This is a genomic window from Shewanella sp. DW31, assembly GCF_015767295.1.
In the GTDB taxonomy this organism is placed as follows: Bacteria; Pseudomonadota; Gammaproteobacteria; order Enterobacterales; family Shewanellaceae; genus Shewanella; species Shewanella oncorhynchi.
The window spans coordinates 38880-57638 of sequence record NZ_JADWMP020000023.1 but is presented as its reverse complement, the minus strand read 5'-3'; the positions used below and the strand labels follow the sequence as shown (position 1 = coordinate 57638).

General features: G+C 43.1%; 12 protein-coding genes. 10 read left to right on the top strand and 2 right to left on the bottom strand.

Annotated elements, in window-relative coordinates:
- Nucleotides 1–32 precede the first annotated feature (32 nt).
- The 10 genes from GWI56_RS17540 to GWI56_RS17495 all read left to right on the top strand — a co-directional run bounded on the left by GWI56_RS17540 (nucleotide 33) and on the right by GWI56_RS17495 (nucleotide 15157).
- Entirely contained in the window at nucleotides 33–1847 is a 1815-nt protein-coding gene (locus GWI56_RS17540; protein WP_198573635.1) for a hypothetical protein, read from the top strand.
- Nucleotides 1844–5626 (top strand): AAA domain-containing protein, encoded by a 3783-nt coding sequence (locus GWI56_RS17535; RefSeq protein WP_198573634.1) that lies wholly within the window; start codon nucleotides 1844–1846, stop codon nucleotides 5624–5626. The genes GWI56_RS17540 and GWI56_RS17535 overlap by 4 nt, the downstream gene beginning before the upstream one ends.
- Complete coding sequence (locus GWI56_RS17530) at nucleotides 5626–6408, top strand: DNA topoisomerase (RefSeq protein WP_242068437.1); 783 nt, start codon at nucleotides 5626–5628, stop codon at nucleotides 6406–6408. Before GWI56_RS17535 ends, GWI56_RS17530 begins: the two co-directional genes overlap by 1 nt.
- A 2-nt stretch (nucleotides 6409–6410) precedes the next feature.
- Nucleotides 6411–7547: a DNA/RNA non-specific endonuclease gene (locus GWI56_RS17525; RefSeq protein ID WP_198573632.1), complete on the top strand. Its 1137-nt coding sequence runs from the start codon at nucleotides 6411–6413 to the stop codon at nucleotides 7545–7547.
- Nucleotides 7548–7553: 6 nt separating this feature from the next.
- Nucleotides 7554–7850 carry an immunity protein YezG family protein gene (locus GWI56_RS17520; RefSeq protein ID WP_198573631.1) on the top strand — a complete coding sequence of 99 codons (297 nt, stop codon included), beginning with the start codon at nucleotides 7554–7556 and terminating at the stop codon, nucleotides 7848–7850.
- An 86-nt stretch (nucleotides 7851–7936) separates the two neighbouring features.
- The gene (locus GWI56_RS17515) at nucleotides 7937–8587 is read left to right on the top strand and encodes a hypothetical protein (RefSeq protein WP_198573630.1); all 651 of its coding nucleotides are present in this window, start codon (nucleotides 7937–7939) and stop codon (nucleotides 8585–8587) included.
- A gap of 553 nt (nucleotides 8588–9140) precedes the next feature.
- Nucleotides 9141–10211, top strand: a complete 1071-nt coding sequence (locus tag GWI56_RS17510) for a hypothetical protein (protein ID WP_198573629.1) — start codon at nucleotides 9141–9143, stop codon at nucleotides 10209–10211.
- A 401-nt stretch (nucleotides 10212–10612) separates the two neighbouring features.
- Nucleotides 10613–11542, top strand: a complete 930-nt coding sequence (locus GWI56_RS17505; RefSeq protein WP_347339148.1) for a hypothetical protein — start codon at nucleotides 10613–10615, stop codon at nucleotides 11540–11542.
- A gap of 1010 nt (nucleotides 11543–12552) precedes the next feature.
- Nucleotides 12553–13764, top strand: coding sequence for an NnrS family protein (locus GWI56_RS17500; RefSeq protein WP_198573628.1), 1212 nt, complete (start codon nucleotides 12553–12555; stop codon nucleotides 13762–13764).
- Complete coding sequence (locus GWI56_RS17495; protein ID WP_198573664.1) at nucleotides 13748–15157, top strand: ammonia-forming cytochrome c nitrite reductase subunit c552; 1410 nt, start codon at nucleotides 13748–13750, stop codon at nucleotides 15155–15157. The genes GWI56_RS17500 and GWI56_RS17495 overlap by 17 nt, the downstream gene beginning before the upstream one ends.
- A 285-nt stretch (nucleotides 15158–15442) precedes the next feature.
- Here the strand turns inward: GWI56_RS17495 and GWI56_RS17490 are convergent, their stop codons facing one another.
- Both GWI56_RS17490 and GWI56_RS17485 read right to left on the bottom strand, forming a co-directional pair.
- Entirely contained in the window at nucleotides 15443–17020 is a 1578-nt protein-coding gene (locus GWI56_RS17490) for an ABC transporter ATP-binding protein (protein WP_198573627.1), read from the bottom strand.
- Entirely contained in the window at nucleotides 17017–18618 is a 1602-nt protein-coding gene (locus GWI56_RS17485; protein ID WP_198573626.1) for an ABC transporter ATP-binding protein, read from the bottom strand. Before GWI56_RS17485 ends, GWI56_RS17490 begins: the two co-directional genes overlap by 4 nt.
- Nucleotides 18619–18759 lie beyond the last annotated feature (141 nt).

The window sequence follows — 18759 nt, the reverse complement described above, 5'->3', positions numbered from 1 at the left end:
GACGATATCAGTGGCGATTCAATGGAGCGGTTTTGTCTTTACAGTACAACCACATAAAATTAAGCAGGAATGCTAATGGTACTTTGTTCTCAAAGATTGAGGGCAAAGATGGCGTCATTACGGCATACATTGGCAAAAAGAGCTTAACGGAAAACCACTTCTACGCGCCCCCTATAGTGGAGCGAGAATACATCGCATTAGTCAAAGGGGCGCCTGAAGGTCCTCACTTTATTCAACAGCTCATTCCAGTAGAGTTTAGCGATTTCAAACAGCCGATCATGGTAAGAGTCTCGTATCGTGGTGACAAATCACCTCAAATTTCTTGCTCAGATACGCATGGAAAAGAATTACTGAGAATCGTTTCCGAGTCAGATGAAAACTACCGAAAACTCCGTTACTGCGTTTCTCACAATTCGTTGGTAGGGATAAGCTTCTTAAGAGATGATAAAGGATTCAAGCTTGAGGTGGTTGAGTCCAAAGCAAAGCCGACGCAGTTAACGGGTTACTTATACAACATCACTGTCAAGTCGGCCAAAACGAACATCAAATGGTACAGAGCTTGGTTTTGTAGTGACGATGGTCAGCGTCTATATACTGAGTTTCCCAGCTTTTTAATCGATGATTTTCTCGTAGTCACGGAGTCTTGTGAGATAGACAATGTGACGCTCAAGTTTGACCACGAAAACCATAGGTCAACGGTATGTTTAAAGCAAGCAAAGGACGAGCTCGCTCAAAAGCTAGAGGCGCAAAAAATAGGGCACTGCTTTTATTTTCTTAACAGTGATGGTGACAAGTACTATTTTACTTTTGAGACGTTAGGAGTGACCTTCCGCGCGATCGCTTGGCAAAATGAGCTACAGCGTTTAGGTATTGAGTGCGACAAGTTAACTTGTGATGATATCGTTGAAGGGATGCTCAAGGTCACCTTAGAAAAAGAAAAAGGGCAGCTCTATCTTGGGATTATGTCTTCGACTTGTACCAATTACGAAGGGTTTATTACCTATGAACGCAGCTTTATTCATAACAAGATCAAAAACTTAGTATTTAAAACACAACCCTTTGATGGAAATCAGTTCATCATCAAACAGTCGGAGCTGTTTGCTCAAAGTGTCATTGATTATATCGAAAAAGGAGCTTTGGATAGAGTCAGTTTATACGATTTTAAGAAAAACAAAAAGTCTGCGCCAGAATGGAAAATAAAGTCGAAGGATCCCATTGCGCTCGTCCCGAATCATAACCATCAAGATCTGGTCCCGTTTGAGGGCAAAGCGGCGCATGATTGGTATGTCTATAGTCAAGAGAAAGATTCCCCTTTCGGTAAAGTCTACAGAGAACTCGATCGTTACGCATTGCGAAACCACTTAGTTTGTCAAGTCATCTCACAGAATGTCGCGCATATGATTTTTATACCCGCACCTCTGCTGAAATTACAGGGAATAACCCAAATAGGTGCTGGAGCTTTGATCCGGGGTAAAGCAAGACTCGAACTTCTTGAACTGTTTACCGAGGGGCAGCAAGGGTGGCTCGCTGATAACTGTGAAGTCATTGATGATGGTGAGCGCGGCCTGTTTGGACAAAGGAGCATCTATATCGAAGAGCTTATATTCGTCTGCGAGGAAGCCAGCCAAGCATTTACGTATTATGATGAGAAATCTAAAGCAAACAAAACAGTCCATGTTTACCACTTAATGTCTTTAGATAAAAAGCGGACCTTTCAATTCAAAGACTATAGCCATCAGTTATTAACGATATCAGAGCCTGAATGTTACCAGTACGCTTGTAAGATCCAGGTAATCGGTCAATTCAACAATGTGAAAGAAATCCTTTCCGGTAAGCTTCGCCAATGAATGCTCTAAAATGTCTTTACGCCTTAACGTCATATAACAACATCGAAGTGTTAAAGAACACTGAACGAACAAGGCTCATACTTCCTGACTCAATCGAAGAATGGGACAAGGATTTAAGTCAGAAACTCACTTCGAAAAAGTTGCCAACGCCAAATGGTTCCAGTTATTTGATTTTGGAGATGGTCAAGCGCGGTGAGAGTCGAGGCTACTTGTTGTTGGCCATTCCGGTCAAAATCGATATTCCAAACGACAAAAGCGGTTTCTTTCTCCACCCAAACCCTATCAAGCCGATTCAAATTAACCCAGAGTATCTGTTAGGTGAACACAATGAGAGTAAGCCTGAGCTGATCTTGGCTAGCTCATCGAATGCCTTAGAAAATGTAGCGGCCTATTATCAACTGGGGACCTTAAAGTCTTGGTTAAAAGAGGCAAAGGAGCTTTTTTATCATACCTGCGAGGTCAGTAGCTTACAGGAATTGACCAAGTCAATCAGTGGGCAATTGGGCAATATTGACTTAACTGTCCAGTTTAGCATTTCGTCGGTCCTTGATTCTGAAGGTTCGTTAACGCATATCTCGAATCTATACCAAGGTCTGCTTGCCGACAGGGCGGAGGATTGGCAGCATACTCCTCTAAAAAAGTTACTCGCTACACTCGAAGGCGTCAGTTGTTCGCAGACGTTATCAACCCAGTTTCTTGAGGCTCAAACGGGTTGGTACAGTGGCCACATAGGCTCGAGTCCCATCATGGGGCATATGGACACAAAAACGGGGGGGGGCGATCCGAAAAAAGCGCGTGAGCTGTTTCCATTAGATAATACACAACGTCATGCGGCTATCATGGCTCGACATCTTGGTGCTTGTGAGGCCCAACACCCCGAGTTGGGTCATATTTTGGCAGTAAGTGGCCCTCCTGGCAGTGGTAAGACATCCATGTTAAAAGCGGTCATTGCTCAAGAAAGTGTCCTCGCAGCTCTAGAGGGAAGACCGTGCCCGATCATCGTTGCTGCGGGTGCAACGAACCAATCAGTGAAAAATGTCGTCTCCGCCTTTCCTGACGTATTACATGATGACGATGACGACTTCATTTTGTACCAACGCTGGCTACCCAAGATCAATAACTACGGTAGCTTTTTAGCTTCCAATGATGCGTTAAAAAAATTCACGGAAGAAGAAAAAGTCAAAACGCCAGTGATTGAATCTTTTGGTAAAGAGAGACCCTTTGTCTTTGGTTGGACAAGTGTATGTGAGGAGCTCAATCACCTCAAATCCTTGCCAGAGCATGAAACGTACTATTTGGCCAAATTACAGCTGTATTGCCAAAAGTTGGGGCACCCATACATTGACGATATAGAACAAGCGAAACATTATCTGCATAAGTACTTAACCGAGAAAAGTACAGAGATGCTTGCTGTGGCGAAGCACTGCGTGGCTCAAATTAGAGCAGGACATTTTGAGCCTAAAGCTTTGTTCCCAATCTCTGAGACTTATTATTCCTTGCCATATTTCGTCACGGTTAGAGAAGAGTTTTCAGCTTGGTTACAAATGGACAAAACCAGTCGAGGCTATCTGGATATTGTTGCACGTTTAAATCGCGAACGTATTAGAGATGAAGCCATTTCAGAAGTGGAATATGTCGAGAAATTACACGGCGTAACGGTAGATATCTACATTGAACACCTTCTTGATACCTCGTATCGACCGTTATTGTTTCACATCGCGGCTAGGTATTGGGAAGCGGAATACCTCTTATCACTGAGAAAATCAGTTCTGTTTGCTCAAACAGAAGAGAACATTATTGAAGGGTTAAGGCGTATCTGTATGGTCACGCCTGTTATCATCTCAACCCTTCATATGCTGCCTAAGTTACTGCAGATCAAAAGCTATACACCAGGGGCCATACAGCGTTCTTTTGTGTACGGCGGGATAGACTTGCTGATCACCGATGAGTCAGGACAGGCCGATATTCGTTTAGGTCTCCCTTCCATGTCGCTGTGTAGAAAATTGATCAGTGTTGGAGACATCAGCCAATTAGAGCCAGTGATTGATAACAAGAAAGATATCTCAGCCTATGATGACTACAGTGCTTGGTTAAAGGAAGGGTACAGCGCTAAGCAAATTACACGCTTGATAGAGCTTGGTTTCACACCGACCTCTGGGAGTTTATTGCATTTGGTCATGCATGCGTCAACGTACTCCTACCAAGGTGCAGGCTTTATGTTGAGGGGGCATTACCGTTGTTTTCAAAAAATCATCGATTATTGTAATCAAATGGTTTATGACAATAAATTGTTCTACCTGCCAAGCAATGATAAAGAAGTCGACCCAGAAGATCTACCTGCTATGGCTTACGTGGAAACGCCTGGGTCTTCGGAAGCCGGAGAAGGAAAGAAATCCAAGGTTAATTATCAGGAAGCCAACCTCATCGCTGAAATGGTGGTTTTCCGTTATCGAAGTTGGCAAGAGCTATTGAAAAAGGGAGATGCTCTGCCTGCGCTCGCTTCCATGCTTGCGATCGTAACCCCCTTCAATAAACAGCCCAAAGCGATTCGCGATGCATTGTATAAAACCAATGAGGCACACGGTCACGTAATTCCTGAGTGTGAAATCAAAGACACGACGATCGATACTATTCATAAGTTACAAGGCGCGGAAAAAGACATCGTAATATTTTCTGGCGTACAGACACACTGTGATAGCGCACGACTGTTCTTTGAGAAGCAACCCTTCTTACTCAATGTTGCGGTCTCAAGAGCAAAGAAATCGTTTATCGCCGTAATTTGCCCTAAGTTGTACCACTTAAACCAAGTTTCATTCGATCCGCGAGCGTCCAAAGGTTCGAGCAACTCTGTCCAGTTTCTAGGGCTTTACCTTAACCAACATGGTAAACGTCTGTTCCCTAAACACCTATTTATCGTCGAAGCGAAAGGCAAGGTGAGTGTACTGTCACGGATGCTTGGGCAAGAATATGTCGTCTACCCAACCAATGGTGCTGTCACCAAATCTGGGTTGCAAGAGGACAATATAGAGACGGCTCGACGACAATTGTTGCCCGACTATGGTTTAAACAACAATGGCATACAGGCTTTGGACTCAATTCTCACCGAAGGCCCGAAAGTGAAGAGTATTTTACTCGCAACTGATAATGACAATGTTGGCGAGACCATCGCTTGGCACTTGTTCCAACATACGAAAAAAATAGCCCCCGAACTCGCGCGTAAAATGATCCGTGTCCCGCTCAATGCCATAACCCAAGAACATGTTAGTGTGGCCAAGGACAATCCGAGAGACTTTGATTTAAGCATGGTTTCTGCAGAAATCAGTCGTGACATTATTGATAAGTGGGTTGCTCAGCGAATGTATGCTGTAATCCAACAGCATGCGTCTCTAAAGAATAAGAAAGCGATTGGGATGGGCCGTGTCAAAGCCGCGGTGCTCGACTTATTGAGCAAGCAAAAAATGGAAGCGGAGCGAGTACGCTCAACGTCTATTAACGTGACCCTAAGCGTGAATGGCAGAAAGATACAAGGGCGACTGAGCAACATGTCACCTAATGATGTGATCAAATTTAAGAATCAATTAAAAGACAAAAATATTACCTCGATGGTGAGTGATCCGGAACGGTACAGCTTTAATAAGTTTGAGAGCAAACTCAACTCTTACTCTCCACCCAATCGTTCGACAGCGGGATTGTTACGATATGCCTACCTCAACTATAAATTTCCCCCGAGTTTGACCATGGCCTTACTTCAGCGCTTGTATATTGGAGATAATGTTTGATGAACAGTGCACATGATGACATTAGTGTCTTGAGCCCTGATGTGTTGGATGAAATCAGCGATCCAAAGATGAAAGCGTTGTTTGAGCTGATTTTGCACATGGAAGAAGCTGAAAAGATGGGAAATGCGGAAACCATCAAGCAAACCTTAGAGTTCACTTTCAATAGTGAAAATGGTCAGGTCCCAATAGTGTTTGAAGTCGAGTCAGTGACTCAATCAGGATGGTGGGAAGGAGAACTGTTTCAAGATAATCGGATTAAACCTAAGCTAGAGCCGTCATTGACGAAACATGACTTAGACGCTATCGAACGGGGGGATTTTGTGATCACCTTGGAAGGCGAGGAGGTAGCATTTCCTGCACTTCGTTTGGATGAGTTAATTGAGCAGATGGAACTGTATGGGATAGCACGTCCTTCCACAATTGAACATATTCTAAGTACGTTAATGAAAGACTCCTCCTTGATAGATATCAATACCAATGTCGATGAGGTGTCCGTGACCCAAACAGGTCAAATAGTTCACGAGATTCTAAAGGCACATTTGGGTAATGTCGGAACCTTCGAGTGGAATGGGGCACTTTCAAGCACCTTGCAGGATGTAGAAAACGGGTATCTATCTGCAGATATTCCTATACTTATGGTTTACGAAGATCTGTTCGGATATGAAGAAAGAGTTAAGGTCAACGAGATGACATGGACGGACCCCAATACGCTTTATTCGCAAGATAAGCATTCAGAGCGTGTTGGTGGTCTAGTTACTAAACTGTATAAGACAGTTGAATAGCTATGGGTTATATTACCTACCCCCGTAGTACAGGAGAAAATTTAAACAAACAACGTTTGCAAGAGATTTCGAGACTCATTCGAGCACTCTCAAGCAAGGTGAGTCTGAATGATCTCAACAGTATTATGACACTGTTACATTTAATCGGTTGGCATCGTTTACCGCCGCATTTGAAAAGACTCCTTCTCGAGCACTTGTATCAAGATCTCTACGCGAAGTTAGAGCCCGATGTGACCTCGAACCCAGATGAAATGCAACAGTATCGGGAGCATATCCAAACGCTCAACGCGACCATGGTGTCCATTGGTCTTTCTCTTAGTCCTGATGTCGAGCAACCAATCCATGAGAGGCTCAATGCAACTGGGCTGTTTGACTTTCGAGTTGTGCCCCAACAGTTGAGCGCAAGCAGTCCATCAGTATTGATAGACTCCAGTGGCATGACATTGAGTTTGGCTGATGATAACCATCCTGTCTCCGATCAATCAGGCCAGGCGATAATGCAAGCCATTCATTCACATCCAAGTGAAGCTCTCGTCTTGCAGAAAAGCTTTATGGCAGGTAAGCACTCTACGATAGAAGTTGATAGCCAACGTCAGATTAAGCAAGAGGTGGCGCCAACGAGTGTAAAAGATTCGGGTAATGTAGTTACACTCGCGCCAGGCCAAAAAGGCAGTTGGAATAAACAGCTCAATACGAAGCTTGAATCAAACCAAAGCTACAAAGTTGGTGATCATACGTATAAGACAGATGCTAATGGTCGTGTTAATCGAGTCAGTGGTAAATTGGAGCTTAAAACAAGAGATAGAAGCACCTATCAACAATCAAAATCCAGTAAAACAGGCGGCATCAAAGACGCTCTTCCCCGTGATGATGGCGGTCACTTGGTTGCATCGACCTTCTCAGGCGCGGGAGAACAGATCAACTATCTCCCAATGGATTCCAACCTCAACCGCAGCGCCTGGGTAAAAATGGAGAATGAATGGCGAAACGCTTTAAAAGCCGTCCCTCCTAAAGACGTAAAAGTCGATATCTTGCCCCTCTATGGTAGAGACAGTAATCGACCTGATGCTTTCGCAGTCAGATATTGGACTAATGGCAAAAGCAAAGTAAAATTCTTTTATAATCGACCAGAGAATTGAACAAAAATGACCGTAGATGATCTCTACCTTACTATCGCTCAAGACATCGTTGATGCGATAGATGATCAATGGAGTAGTGCCATTGTTGTATTTTATCGAGAAGAAGACGCGGGTGAATTTGAGTGCGTGTACAAAAAAGATGACTCAGATAGTGAGCATGACTTTGTAGTTAGCTATGATGCCTATAAAGCTTTTGAAGAACTTCATCAAATTACTACCGAGCATGGGCATAATACTTGGAATAGAGCCATATTCACTCTCCAGTCAAACGGTGATTTTAGCATTGATTTTGATTCGGTTTAGAAAGTGACTCAACAAGTTGAGTTCAACGTTGACATGCACTTCCCTCAAGACTCCCAATCAAGAAGGGTACAATTAGGATCCTAAGTATGAGTCAAGAAATAGATTTTAGTTATTGGCCTTTCACTCGAGATTTGTGTGTGGAAAAACTCAAATTCACCCAAATGGAAAACCCTTCTTTAAGTTACAATTTAGAGTGGATAGAGCTGAGTATCGAAACTTTTGCTGTGGAATATAGCAAAAGCCCTTCCTTACCTGATAATGCGCGCCTACTGGAATCAATAGCTGCCTCTTTCGATCGCATGTCAAACAGAGACTTGGCGAATGGAATTGAGGACAATCCTCAGTGCCAAAAAGCTATTGCTGACGTGATTAAGGCGACGCTTTGTCTGCCCCTTTCACCAGACAACCTTGAGCGTATCAACCGACTGTATTCATTAATGCCTAGGGTTCCGTCATTCGTGCTATTGGATGCTTACATCATGTATCAGGTTACGTTTGGCTACACCAACTTATTGGATGATTGGGATCAAAACTTCGAACGCAACAGTAAAATATACGGGTGGAATACGCTCAGTCGATCGCAGATCGATTATGGAATCGCGCTGGTGAAACAATCGGCCCCCGTTGATGAAAGCTTAAAGCAGCAATTAGCGGAACAGATAAAAATGAGCAGTGAAAATTCGGCGATGCCTATTGCCGCTCAAAGTAGGCTGAATTGGTTGAAATTTCTCGACTAACTTTATGTGCCCACAATAGATAACGCATGTATTGCTATCCTTATAAAATTATTTTTTTGCTAACTCAACGATGACTATTTATAATTAAGGTTCATCGCAGTTATCTGGGTAGAGCAACCCTGTAAACAATTTTGTGCAACTGTTCTTGCCCCAAAATGAGTTAACAAGTTGTCTGTGGTGCAGTCAAAACCAGACTTTCTAGCCTAGAAATTTTCATCCTTATAACTCAAATGTTGCAATTCCTACCGATGCCTAAAGGCTGGATAAGCACACAGTTATATTCTAAAAATGACGATTTCCATCCTAACTTCTTGCGTGTTTTCACATTCATGCATAAGTAAATATCTTTAAAATCATACACCTATAAAATAATGAATTAGAACATAGGTTTGAAAAACGCGCATGCGCGTTTTTCCAGATGGTGTATTTAACAGAATGCTGATAAGTTCATTATATACAGGTAGTTAACTGTGCGCGTTTTCACTGGTTCAACGTGTTAAACGCGCATACGAACTAATAAAATGTTAGAAATTTTATTTGGAATATGGTGTAAATGGCTAGAAAGCATAGATATGTAATTACGATTGAGTTCTTATCCGAAGAGAGGAATTCGCTATTTTGGGGAGAGGTTCCTTATCCTTTTTCTAAGTCTTACAAGGATGAACTGACGATTGCCGATGATAAAATCGTAATCGTTGCTGATAGGAGCAATAAAGTTGATATCAAAGGCATCTATGATAACCACAACAGTGCCCTGTATACACAAATTATTAAATCATTAGTCTATTACTACTGTTGTGTAGGAAAAGCCAACAAAATTAAGAAAATTCAGACTAATTATATTTATGACAATGTCATTAAAGACAAGTTAATTGTTAAAAGTAATGATGTTAATCAGATATTTGAGAATAATGATAACCTTTCACTTTTGAAGAAGTTAAAAGCTGATGAATTAGAGGTTATTTTCGAAGAAAGCCCCAAGGGACATTCATATTTAATTGCATTAACGCATTTAGTAAAGTCGTTTTGTTCAGAGAGTCCTTATGACTCTTTTGAAAGGAAATGGAAGTCTTTCAATGCACTGTATCGACAAGTTTCAAATGAAGACAATGAGTTCAATCGTCAGGTGTTTGTTCGAAATCACTTGATCAATCATCCTGAACTTTACCCTCTGACTTTTGATGTTGTAAGTAAACTAACGGCAACTGGAATTCGAGACAAAGTTCGTTGGGTTAAGTTTATTCACAATAACTTTTCTACTTTAAAACAAACAGAGAAATTTAAGAATTTTGTCATCGCAAATGAGGACCATCGTTTAGCTGAAATTAATCAGAGCACTTTGGCAGTACGTGAAAAATTCTTAAAAGATAGCGGTTTTTATAACGATGTAGAGGCACACCTAAATCATCATATTGAAAACAAAACACTTAATAATTCACACCTGGCCGCAACATTGTGTATTAAGTATATGTATTTTGTGCGTAATAAGTCTGTTCATGCTGAGAACGTTGACTCAAGTTTCCGCTTAACTTCAAATACCAAAGAAGAAATAGAAGTGAAATGGTTGTCTAGCTTGCTTGATTTACTGCTTATTGATTTAGTGAATGCGCACTCAAATTTCTAACAATCAATTTAAGAGTGATTCAGCACGCTTGGGGTTTGGGTCTAGTTCAGTGTTTACGGTGATCTAATCAAATGTTGTAGTAGCGTGCTTCACACCTTAATTGGGTGTTAATCCATAGAAATTTTTATCCGAAACTGACGAGTTAGAGATAAGGCTTTAACTCGGAAATGTCCAAAATTGAGCTAGTGAATCAATCTGGGGAAGAGTGAATCACACGCCAAAACCAGTCTGTTTGCGTGGCTTCGGGTGAACAAGCTTTAGCCCCAAATTTGATAGAACCACTTTTAGTAATGATACAGAGTGTCCACTATTACTGGATCAGATCATCTCATCAATTTCCGCATATAGTGTTGGGAGCAATTCGATTCGTTGATGTAGTGCTTTTAGTGGCCTGAGTAACAGTGGCGATTGAGATTTCCAATCTCAGTTCGCTAAAAAAATATTTAACTCAGATTGGTACTTTAGGTTCGGGATCGATTAGCTTTGCAAAACACCAGTTAACAAGATCGGAGAATATTATGATGGGTGAATTTACAGAGCTTAACGCATTTGAGTATTTAGGGGGACAGAAAAAGGAGGCCGCCGAGGGGAAAAGGCACCGTTCTGACTATGCAGTAATTAAGAGACTTATAGAACGGTATTCAGAACTTGAGCCACATGTAAAGGTGATGTATCAAACCCTAACAATTCCTCAAATGAATAGATTCATTGACCTTGTAATTGACGCAGTGGCATTAGGAAATGAGAGTGAAGTAGAGGAAGTTAGAACGGCCCCCAAAGAGTTGAAAGCGATTAATGACAACATTTCCAAGCTTGCATTTGAACTCGCTGAACAACTGGATAAGAGAACTCAACTACATGAAAAAACTTCATTTACAAGCAACACTCACTATGCTCTATTCAAACTTATAGAAGATGCAGGACAATCAAATTACATGTTTGAAAGTTATTTAAAAGAATCGTTGAGAAATACTGTTGGCCCATATGACCTAAGGTATTACCCATCCATTAGTCAAATAGTCACTCAACTTGGGATTGATGCTCAAAATGCCTCAATTGAGACGAGTTCAGAACTAGATCTGATTCTCACTAGAACCGAGCGCCCATCTAGTGCTGATCAAATCAGGGCAATATTAAGAACAGTGCAGTTTTCTAAAGAAAATGATGGAGACTCTTGCTGCTTTAAAATACCTGATGATTTTGAATTATCGAACCAAGCCATTGCCGCTTTTGTGAATGCCGCTTTTGATATTCCATTTGATAAGCTGGTTGATGACCTACAGGTAAGAAATGCCAAACGGAAATATAAGCTGCTTTGTGAAGAAGATTAATCCAGAAGGCTGATGGGCTTGATGTGCCATACATTTGGTAATCCGAGATACAACCAATTCTTAACTCAGAAATGTCCAAAAACGAGTTAGAGGAAGAGCATATTGAGGTTAGTCGTCTAATCCTATAAGAGTGTGATAGCTAAGTGAGTGCGAATAGATATCCTTTTCTGTGATTAAAATAGTTAGAAATTTATAATGTAAAACATCAAGAATCATGTGCTTATTAGATGTTTTTTCGAGTTTAACTTTCTAAAAAAATTCTTATCTGATTGATTTTTATATTTTAAATTACTATCTCCAAAACCGATGGTTGCGGGTTCGAGTCCTGCCACCCCTGCCAAATAAAACAACGGCTTGCATAGAAATATGCGAGCCGTTTTATTTTGTGTTGAATAAAGCGTAAAAAATGATTTTGCTTGGATTGAATAACTCGCCATTTTTTAACGCTACCAATTGCCGGTACTATTTCCATTTTTTTGTCGTAACCCTCCACATAACTGCGACTTGTAGGTTATTTCCTGTCAATGCTTGTTCATCAAATAGGTTGTTGGCGAAGTCACTAATCCGTCAGTTTCTAGCCTGATAATCGATGCTAAAGCGAGTTACCACATAATCATCTGCAACTGTTATCGCCGTTATAAATTGAGCTGCCTGTGCTATCAAAGTCTTGGCTGTGTTCGAAATAAGATAGGCCGATAAAACCACGGTTATTTAAATCAAAACGGTATTTCTCCCATCTAAAATTTACCAATGTGTGACTGTTTGTGCCGTTACCTGTGTAAAAGTTTGCATTGAACCTTTGTCCGTCATGAACCCGCAGTACATTGATTAAGCCTATTAGCCGTCAGAAATGATTATTCCACGACACTTTATTTTTTGTTCATCTTTGGGAGCTTAGTTCCAAAATCTAAGATTTAGTTTGAATTGAAGGTCATAACAGTACAATATAAGGACTATATTGAATGCATCTTAAGTGTGTTCATCATCGTTCTGCAACTCGGCTAACAACTATGCTAAATATTGATGATCCTACACAAACCGAACGTACTCACGCGTTATGGCGCTTAGGCTTTAGACCTTTTTTCCTTGGGGGAGCCATATTAGCTGCGCTATATATCCCTTTGTGGCTATTAACTTGGTTTACTCCCCAATATAGCTTTTTCCCTTCATCCTTTTGGAGCAAGATATTGCCGCTATGGTGGCATCCACATGAAATGCTGTTCGGTTTCGCTATGGCAATTGTGTGTGGATTTTTGCTGACTGCCGTTCAAAATTGGACCAACCAACCCACATTAAAGGGATGGCCACTCGCATTGACCTTTAGCTGCTGGTTACTGGCACGATTATTACTCTTACTCCCAATGCAAGTTCCGCTCATTTTGCCCGCCTTGTTTGATTCCTTGTTCCTTGGTATGGCAAGCCTTACTCTATGGCGCTGCATTTATAAGGTGAAGCAATGGCGCAATATTGGTTTTCCGCTCATGTTGTTTGCCGCACTCGTGATTAACAATGTCAGCTATTACGCTTTATTTGAACGCGATTTTATCCTTGCCAACCAGATCTGGCAGGCGATGTTATGGTGGTTAGCCTTACTTATCACCATAGTCGGTGGGCGTGTCATTCCATTCTTTACCGCGATGCGCATTAAGGCCACCAAAGCAGAACCCTTAACTTGGATTGAATACCCGCTGATCCTGACAATGATCTTGCTCGTCATTCAATCACTCATCCACCTTATACCTCTGGAAGTCGAGCGAGGCTTACTGCTCATTGCAGGGCTCTTGCAGCTGGTCCGATTTGCACGCTGGTTACCCCATAAAACACTGAAAGAACCTATGCTGTGGTCCTTGCATCTTGCCTATTTAATGTTGCCACTCAGCCTGTTAGCCATGAGTTGGTATCTCGATAATGAATATGCCTATCGCAGTCTGCTTCACCTATTTGCTATTGGTTGTATGGCTACCCTGTGTCTTTCGATGATTTCCAGAGTGTCACTCGGGCACACAAGTCGAAATATTTATGAGGGCCCGAAAATGATCTTGGCATTTATCTGCCTACCATTAGCGGCACTGCTCAGGGCATTAATGCCCATCTGGTTTCCGGCCCACACCCAAGTCTGGTTATGGTTGGCTGGCAGTTGCTGGTTTATCGCATTTGCACTGTTTGTATGGCATTACTTGCCGATACTTTCTCGCCCCCGTATCGATGGGCGCCCAGGTTAATATTGATGTTAGGACAAAAGGATACAAAGTGAAAATTTATTTAAAAACAGTTATATTGCTAAAAATGATTTGCTTGCTCGTCATAACTACATGTGCATCTGTAGCGGCTTCCGATACTAGCAATCAACAAAAATATCCTAACCAATATCAATCTTGGCAAGCCACCTCTGAACAAGTTGAACGCGAGGATATGCTCGCCAATTATCCCGCCAGCATCATACTCTGGGCAGGATCTTCCTATGCCAAAGAGTACCATAGCCCACGTGGGCACCATTTTGCCGTTGCTGATGTGACGCATACTTTACGTACAGGTGTCCCCCCTAAAGCAGGAGAGAAAGGATTATCCGCCAGTTGTTGGACCTGCAAGACACCGGATGCCCCTAGATTGATTGAACAACTGGGATTTGAAGGATACTCCGCTAAAAACTTTACCGATCTGGGTAAAGAGATCCAAAGCGTAGTGTATTGCAGTGATTGCCATGAATCTGGCACTAATAAGTTAACTTTACCTCGTCCCCATGCCCAAGAGGCTATGGCTAAAATTCACCTGCCATTCGATAAACAAGATACCGATATGCAAGGTGCGCAGGTATGTGGTCAATGTCATGTCACTTACTATTTTCGTCCGGAAAAAAGTAATGTTGTTAATATTCCCTGGATTTTTGGCAGCACCGCAGATGATATTGAAAAATATTATGACACTCGCCGCTTCTTCGAATGGATCCATCCTCTTTCGAAAACGCCCATACTCAAAGCACGTCATCCTGAGTTTGAACACTGGAGTCGCAGTAAACATGCCGAAGTCGGTGTCACTTGCATTACCTGCCATATGCCTACCCAGCAGGATGCAAAAGGTGTTGAATTTACTAGCCATAAAGTTGATAAAGCCTTACCGCATTTTGATAACAGTTGCAGTGGCTGCCATAGCAGTAAAACCAAAATTGAAACCAAGCTCGCGGCTAATAAATTAACGATTGAGACCAAAGCCCGCGAAGTTGAAGCTCTGCTCGTCAAAGCCCACTATGAAGCCAAAGCGGCATGGGATGCAGGTGCTAAATGGGAGAATATGAATGAGCCAATTATGGCGATACGACACAGTCAGTGGCGCTGGGACTTTGCCATGTCTTCACATGGTTTGTATGCACATAATCCACAAGAAGGTAAACAGCTTTTAGATAAAGCCATCGAACAAGCGAACGAAGCACGTCATCTGCTCGCTGGAATATTGAAGCAACTTAACGTGACTCAAGTTAGTTATCCAGATATCAGTACTAAGGAAAAGGCCCATCAAGCGATAGGGTTAGTTGAATCGGATTTAATCAAAGAAAAACAAAAGTTTATTGAAGAGGATGTTAATAAAAACTGGCACCCTGTCGCAAAATATGGTTACTAGTTTATTAACGGGTAGCTGATAATTTGAGGGATTTTAAAGCTCAAAAGCGAGAGGAAGCTCGAGTATTTATGCTTTGATTCAGTGAGCGTTATGCCAACAAGGCTTGGTCGGTTCTACAGCGATGCTCATCTTCCTTTGCACGAGCAATAACTGCAGTCGAAATGATTCATGTCATTTCGGCTGCAGTTATTGCTCATTGAGATGTTGGTCTGTAACGACAAATTAATCACTGTAATCTGTGTCAGATATCTGTAATTCAGTTTTTTAATGCGTAGAAAGCCGATCCTACTTTGAGGCAACTGATTGATGAAATTCTATTATCTTGGTTGGCTGCCAAAGTGATTGGTTTCGGTGCGAAACTAAAACCAATGTACAACTCTGTTCACAAATAGCCTTGGCTACGCGCTTTTCTGTCTCCTCATCCAATGCCGAGGTGGCCTCATCCATTATCAGAATTGGCGCATTTTTGATAAGCGCACGTGCTAAGGCAAGCCTTTGGCGTTCCCCTCCCGATAACCCTGCGCCTTGCAAGCCGACTTCTTGGTAAATGCCCTGTTCTGATCTATCTAACACTTCATCTAGTGCGACTTGGCGTGCAATTTTATCTATGGCTTGATCGTCGGCATCAGGGTTACCGATACGAATATTGCTGGCAATGGTGCCTGTAAAGATGAGTGGATCCTGTGGCACATAGGCGAAAAAGTGGGCAAGTTCAACAGCGGGGATTGACGTGAGTGACACCTTGCCCAAAGTGATCAGGCCTAGGGTGGGATCATCAAAGCGCATCAATAACTTAAGTAAGCTGGTTTTACCTGAACCGCTCGGGCCACAAATCAGCACGCGTTCACCTGGCTCGATAGTGGCATTGATATTTTGCACCGCAGGAGGAAATGTTACGTTATTCAGTTCGATTGTATGATTGTTCGGTGTCTTTTGTTGCGCTTGGCTTGGCTCTTTGAGCGTTGGCGCATGAGTCGCTTGTCGATAGTGTTTAATAGCCGCTAACTGATCATTAATGCTTATTGCCGCCACGGCGAGAGTTTCAAGTGGCGCCGCCGCGCGCATGGTCAACATCAAAACAGCGAGCAGCATTGTCGTATTGTTTATACCGGATAGCACTAGGTAGAGTGCCATGCCTGCAATAGGTAAAAAGCTGGCGATAGCCGACAGTAATGTTGCTATAGCGGCGGCGCGATTAGTTCGTTCCAGTGCGATTTCTTGTGTTTGCCAGTTTTGCTCCAATCGTGTTGTTGCGCCGCTATATCCTGCTGCTGTGCGCAGTAACTCTAGGTGGTCGATCAGTTCAAGGGTTGACTGATCTGCTGCCAATTCAGCGTTGTTTCGGTCCATATCTGCGCGGGCAAGGGCCCGTTGCGCCATACTCTGAATCACAAATGATATGAGCAACAAGCTAGCCAACATCATTACCAGTGGTATGCCACCGATCAATCCGATGCCGAAAGTAATGCAGAGCGGAATAAGCGGTGCATGAATAAAGACCTGAAATTGATGTGCCGGAATACTCATAAAGCCAGGAATACTCCGAGAGACGGTTTCTATGAGTAGTGTCCTGACACTGGCTGTAAACCAAGAGAGCTTAGCTTGTTGCATGGTTGTGCCTAAGGCACTGTAGAGCGCATTGGCCAGCCTTGCGCCAGCCCAAAAACCTGAACGCGAAGCCAGTATTGTGGTGAGTATGGTTATCGCGGCAATGAATAGCACTATTTGTGGTGATTGCTGCTCAATAATGGCTAAAGCCAGTTGAATGTAGCATGCCGCTTCCAATATGGCCGCCACAGCCCAACCGCAGGCAACAGGTATTAAGTGTTTTATGGCGGCGTAATCTTGGGGACGATTTATCATTGGCCTTCTCCTTCCATGTGATAATGCTTGAGTGTGAGCTTGTCATCCGCCAGCTCAGAAAGCGTTAAGTCATGGGTGATCATCACAATCGTTTTGTGGTTTGTTTTTGCGTGATGGCTTAGCGCTGTGAACACGTTCAATGCCGTTTCGCTGTCTAGGGCCGATGTGGGTTCATCAAGCAATATCACGCGAGCGGGTGAAAGAAACACACGGGCAAGATTAACCCGTTGTATTTCACCACCAGACAAGGTGTTTGCATGAGTAGTTAAGGATTTATCCAATTGAGCGCAGTGTAATGCTGCTAAGTAATCCTCATCCGTGGCATCAGGTGCGGTGAGTGCGAGATTGTCGGCGATGGAGGTTGCCAGTAGTCCCGCACCTTGCGGCAATAGCATGATCGCGCGATTAATCGAGGTTTCATCCATCTCTTTGAGTGCCATACCAGCGAGTCGAATATCTCCGGCATTTAGCGGCTCCATGCCAGCTAATAAGCGCAGTAATGTGGATTTGCCAACACCACTGATCCCTGTAACTGCCGTCACTCTGTCAGATCTAAATTGATAGTTAATGGGCACAGATTGATTGCTTATAGACAGTGAAGGCACAACATTCGTGAGGGTGAGCGGCATAGGTGTATTAAGCTCAATATTGCCGTTACCAACAGGAACTCTCGATTGCTCAAGAAAATCCGTTAGCCGCTGAGCGGCAGCGCGGCCCGTGGCGAGATAATCAAGCCCATGCCCGAGCTTTAGGGCTGGCGTGACTATGGCCAGACTGAAGAACAAGGCGGCAGCAAGGTTTTCTGGGGGCCATTCATACCCGATGGCATAGACAATGGCAAAAGTACAGACAGCCTGCAGTAGTGATGTGGCCACGGCGACTGAAGTGGATACCTTGCTTACCCGCTCAAGAATATCCCCAATAAAATGTGTCGTTGCCTTTTGGTAGTCGGCCATAGCACCAGTTTGTGCGCCATAAATGCGAAATACAGGCGCACCACGGGCGTAGTCATCTACTGCTGCAGTGATATTTCCCATCACATTGACTCGTGCTTCCCCCTGTTTTGCAGCAAGCCTTGGGATCACCACCAAATAGAAAAGTGCGGCGACTAGACCTGGGATAAGGGCAAGTAATGCCACTAAGCCCGCACTTAAGATCAGCAAACCAATAGTGATAGCAGGGACAATGATAAAGGTCGCTAGCTCAGAGGGTAAATGCGCGATCATATGATGCAATGACGCTATGTCATCGACCATTAATCGCTTTAACTTTTCGCCCTTATATTTTGCCAAGGTACTTGGTGGCAACCTGACAAGATGCGCTGCAACATGACGCCTTAATCTTCCAGAAAATTGCGCCTCAGCATTGTGGTTAACCCAAGATGCGCCAGCTGATAGCAACGCTGACACGACCCCAAATATGAGCGCCCCCGCTAACCATAGCGAATGATGGCCAGCAATAAGTTGAATCATGCACCAGAGTGCACCTAGTGTCGTCATGCCAGCACCTGCCGCTAGCAGCATTCCGAAAGTGAGTGCGGGAATCGCCGGACGTAGGGCGAAGGCTAATCTTGAAGTGGGACTGAAAAGTCGCTGCATTTTAATGTTCACCTAAAAAATCGAAGTGGAACAGGCTGGGCTTCGGTCTGGAAAGTGTGATTAACACAAGGCCAATGAAGCGATGAAGTCTTGATATTGCAGAGTAAAAAATAGTCTGAGTGCCAGAGTTTATGGGCAAAT

Coding starts and splice junctions, on each gene's coding strand:
- GWI56_RS17520 (WP_198573631.1), top strand. CDS start 7,554: ATGACCGTAGATGATCTCTACCTTACTATCGCTCAAGACATCGTTGAT.
- GWI56_RS17525 (WP_198573632.1), top strand. CDS start 6,411: ATGGGTTATATTACCTACCCCCGTAGTACAGGAGAAAATTTAAACAAA.
- GWI56_RS17535 (WP_198573634.1), top strand. CDS start 1,844: ATGAATGCTCTAAAATGTCTTTACGCCTTAACGTCATATAACAACATC.
- GWI56_RS17510 (WP_198573629.1), top strand. CDS start 9,141: ATGGCTAGAAAGCATAGATATGTAATTACGATTGAGTTCTTATCCGAA.
- GWI56_RS17495 (WP_198573664.1), top strand. CDS start 13,748: ATGGGCGCCCAGGTTAATATTGATGTTAGGACAAAAGGATACAAAGTG.
- GWI56_RS17485 (WP_198573626.1), bottom strand. CDS start 18,618: ATGCAGCGACTTTTCAGTCCCACTTCAAGATTAGCCTTCGCCCTACGT.
- GWI56_RS17515 (WP_198573630.1), top strand. CDS start 7,937: ATGAGTCAAGAAATAGATTTTAGTTATTGGCCTTTCACTCGAGATTTG.
- GWI56_RS17490 (WP_198573627.1), bottom strand. CDS start 17,020: ATGATAAATCGTCCCCAAGATTACGCCGCCATAAAACACTTAATACCT.
- GWI56_RS17500 (WP_198573628.1), top strand. CDS start 12,553: ATGCTAAATATTGATGATCCTACACAAACCGAACGTACTCACGCGTTA.
- GWI56_RS17530 (WP_242068437.1), top strand. CDS start 5,626: ATGAACAGTGCACATGATGACATTAGTGTCTTGAGCCCTGATGTGTTG.